This window comes from Caballeronia sp. (assembly GCF_049581465.1).
Lineage (GTDB): Bacteria > Pseudomonadota > Gammaproteobacteria > Burkholderiales > Burkholderiaceae > Caballeronia.
Window position 1 is genome coordinate 1 of record NZ_JBAUSA010000564.1, and the last position, 2,997, is coordinate 2,997.

The 2,997-nt window shown below is 59.1% G+C and carries 6 protein-coding genes; all 6 read right to left on the reverse strand.

Features of this window, described 5'->3' with window-relative positions; all coding sequences use genetic code 11:
• Positions 1 to 925: potassium-transporting ATPase subunit KdpA (locus WCA53_RS13905; protein WP_423911118.1), on the reverse strand; the 925-nt coding region annotated here is incomplete at its 3' end.
• Entirely contained in the window at positions 922 to 1,017 is a 96-nt protein-coding gene (locus WCA53_RS13910; RefSeq protein ID WP_423911121.1) for a potassium-transporting ATPase subunit F, read from the reverse strand. The genes WCA53_RS13910 and WCA53_RS13905, both read right to left, overlap by 4 nt.
• Entirely contained in the window at positions 1,014 to 1,118 is a 105-nt protein-coding gene (locus WCA53_RS13915; RefSeq protein ID WP_423911126.1) for a potassium ABC transporter ATPase, read from the reverse strand. Before WCA53_RS13915 ends, WCA53_RS13910 begins: the two co-directional genes overlap by 4 nt.
• Before the next feature lie 208 nt (positions 1,119 to 1,326).
• Complete coding sequence (gene dapA / locus WCA53_RS13920) at positions 1,327 to 2,199, reverse strand: 4-hydroxy-tetrahydrodipicolinate synthase (RefSeq protein ID WP_423911131.1); 873 nt, start codon at positions 2,197 to 2,199, stop codon at positions 1,327 to 1,329.
• An 8-nt stretch (positions 2,200 to 2,207) separates the two neighbouring features.
• Positions 2,208 to 2,444, reverse strand: a complete 237-nt coding sequence (locus WCA53_RS13925) for a hypothetical protein (protein WP_423911135.1) — start codon at positions 2,442 to 2,444, stop codon at positions 2,208 to 2,210.
• A gap of 156 nt (positions 2,445 to 2,600) precedes the next feature.
• A partial coding sequence (locus WCA53_RS13930) for a GNAT family N-acetyltransferase (RefSeq protein WP_423911138.1) occupies positions 2,601 to 2,997 on the reverse strand: 397 nt, incomplete at its 5' end.

A 2,997-nucleotide genomic window follows, 5' to 3' on the forward strand; every position in this document is an offset into this window, starting at 1 on the left:
CGCCTACCATGCGTCCGAACACGACGCACAGCGCGGCCGGAAGCACCAGCATCGAGATCATCTGGACGAAGTTCGAGAACGGCGTCGGATTCTCATACGGATGTGCGGAGTTGGCGTTGAAGAAGCCACCGCCGTTCGTGCCGAGCATCTTGATGGCTTCCTGCGAGGCCACCGGGCCCATGCCGATGGTCTGCTTGTCGGCCTTGTTGTCGACCATCACCGCTACGCCCTTGGCGTCCTTGACCGGGTTACCCTGAGCGTCGAGCTTGGGCGTCTGGTACGTGGTCACCTGGACGGTGGAAACATCCTTGTACGTCTCGAAGTTCTGGATCGCGCCCTGGCTGACGAACACCAGTGCGATCACCGTTGCGAGTGGCGCGAGGATGTAGAGCGTGATGCGCGTCAGGTCAACCCAGAAGTTGCCGATCGTGCTTGCGGTATGACGCGCGAAGCCGCGAATCAAGGCAACGACGACCGCGATCCCGGTCGCGGCCGAGAGGAAGTTCTGCACGCTCAAGCCGACCATCTGCGACAGATAGCTGACGGTCGTTTCAGGCGCGTAATCCTGCCAGTTCGTGTTGGTCACGAAACTGATCGCCGTATTGAACGCGGCATCGGGCGTCATCGGACCGAAGCCTTGCGGATTCGACGGCAACCATTGCTGCAGGCGCAGGAATCCGTAGACGACCAGGGCGCCAAGTGCGTTGAAGGCAATCACGGCAAGCGCGTAGTGCTTCCAGCCCATTTCCGTCTTGGCGTCGATGCCCGCGAGCTTGTATAACAGCGTCTCGACCGGCCTGCCGATGCGCCGCACGACTACGGACGTACCGTCGAGCACGGATGTCATATAGCGGCCGAGCGGAATCGCCAACGCGACTAGCACGACCACATACAACCCTAGTTGGAACAGATTATTGGCGTTCATTCCAGGTCCTCCGCACGCAGTAGTGCGTACACGAGGTACACGAAGAGAAGCAAGGTCGAAGCACTAGCGAGCGCTAGCATCCAGGTAGTCATGGACGGCCTCCCGGAGCGCGACGCAGCTTGTCGCAGCCGATTGCGAGAGCCGCGGCCAGTGCCCAGAAGACGATGATGCCGCCGATATATAGCAGGTCCATTGCTTCGATCTCCCCTAGCGGTTTGAGACGTGCTAAAGCGTAGGTGATCGCGCGTAAACGGCTGGCAAAGAGTCGAAAAAAAGATGTAAAAATGGTATAAAAATCGAGGGCTCCCGCCCTTGCGGCTGGGGTGCTATTTTCCGGAGACTTCTCACGCGGCCTGTGCGTCAAGCGCTCGTTTCACTTAAGCCGCGTGTCGCTAGCCACCTTACGCAATAGCCATTTGCGCGTTGGCGTACACGGCCAGTTCGACTCTTAAACGTTCGACTAATTCGACGGGCGCCTCCATGATTGGCATGCGCGTCTCTTTGTCGATCAGGCCCCTGAGCGCCAGCGCAGCTTTAATTGCGGCCGGATTGGGCGCTGAAAACAGAAGTCCAATGACAGGAAGAAGCGCTTCAAAGAGCATTGCCGCTTCGTCGGCCTTCGCAGTCGAAACTCGTTCTTGAACCTCCGCCAATACATCGGCAAAAAGGTGAGCACTCGCCAGGATTCCGCCGGCTCCGCCCGCGTGCAGGCAGTCCAGGAATGCTTCGTCATTGCCGCATAGAACGCTGATCGGCAATTGGCAAAGCGCGCGAAAACGTTCCGGCACACACGCTTTTATGGCGACAATATTTGCGCATTCGATGAGGCGCTCGACCGTTTCCAGCTCGATCGAAACGCCGGTTCGATGTGGCACATCATATATAACGATGGGGCGATCGGTGGCACGTGCGATCTGCTCGAAATGCCATTGGACACCGCGTTGGTCCGGGCAGATGTAAGCCGGCGCGGACACCAGGTACCCCCCAATGTCCCATCGGGCAAGCCGGTGAATCTCGTGAAGCATGTCCTGCGTGTTAAGTCCGCCTACGCCAACCACGACGGTCAAGCGCGTTCCGACGACCTCGAGCAACGCCTGCAAGACAGTCATTCGCTCGATGTGGTCGAGTAACGCGGCTTCGCCGGTCGTCCCTAGAGCGATAAAACCACTGATCTCCTCGCGGAGGTAGTGATCGGCAAGACGCTGAAGCGTGTCGACGTCGACTTGACCGTTGCGAAACGGCGTAACGATTGGCAACCAGATTCCTGAGACCATGACCATCCTCAATGCTTGTGGGTGAACACGCGCGCGCGAATCGTTTCGATAGCGGCTTCGGGTAGCACGCGGTGCAGTGTGCGAATCGTAAAGTCGAGGTCGGTGGCTGCAACATCGAATTCGACGCGGAAGCTGTCATGCTCGCGTGATGCCTGACTGACGTACACGCCAAGCGGCGAAAAGAACAGCCGCCTGATTCTGTCCCGCGACGCCTCGTCCTCGTCGCCTTCGACGATTGCCGACACTACTAGGCGTTCGGACGCTAACGCGGGCCTTGTTCCCGATTTCCTTTGGGCGACGACTTGGGTAAGTGCGGTTATCATTTTGCTAAGGGTTCCATAGGATCTAACGAAATAAAACGCAAATAACGATGGTTCCAGATTCCGCTGCTTCACGGTTTATCATGCCGCGCGAGCGACGTCCGCGTGGCGGAGCTCAAGCCGGCGGGACCAGGCAGCGAGGCGGCGGAAGGCGATCGGGGGCTTGCTTAGAATCGCGCTGTCGTACTGCTTGCCCGCAAACCTGGCGAAGTCGGCGATGCGGAAGCCTTGCCCTCGATAAAAAGCGATCAGATGTGCCGCGGGTTGCGGTGTGTCCAGCGCGAGTTCTGCATAGCCGCGAGCGGCGGCCCAGTGATCGGCGAATGCCAGCATCGACTTCCCGATGCCCCTGCTCTGGTAGGCGGGATCGACGCCGAACTGGCGAACGCTTGCGGTATCGTCGCGCTGATAAAGCGCGCAAGACGAATCGCGATCCTGTGCCTGAAGCGTCATGGTCCCGACCAGGCGAGCGTTGCAC

What these genes read in the sequence shown, in the direction of transcription:
- WCA53_RS13910 (WP_423911121.1), bottom strand. Translation starts at nt 1,017, where the DNA reads ATGACTACCTGGATGCTAGCGCTCGCTAGTGCTTCGACCTTGCTTCTC.
- WCA53_RS13915 (WP_423911126.1), bottom strand. Translation starts at nt 1,118, where the DNA reads ATGGACCTGCTATATATCGGCGGCATCATCGTCTTCTGGGCACTGGCC.
- dapA (WP_423911131.1), bottom strand. Translation starts at nt 2,199, where the DNA reads ATGGTCTCAGGAATCTGGTTGCCAATCGTTACGCCGTTTCGCAACGGT.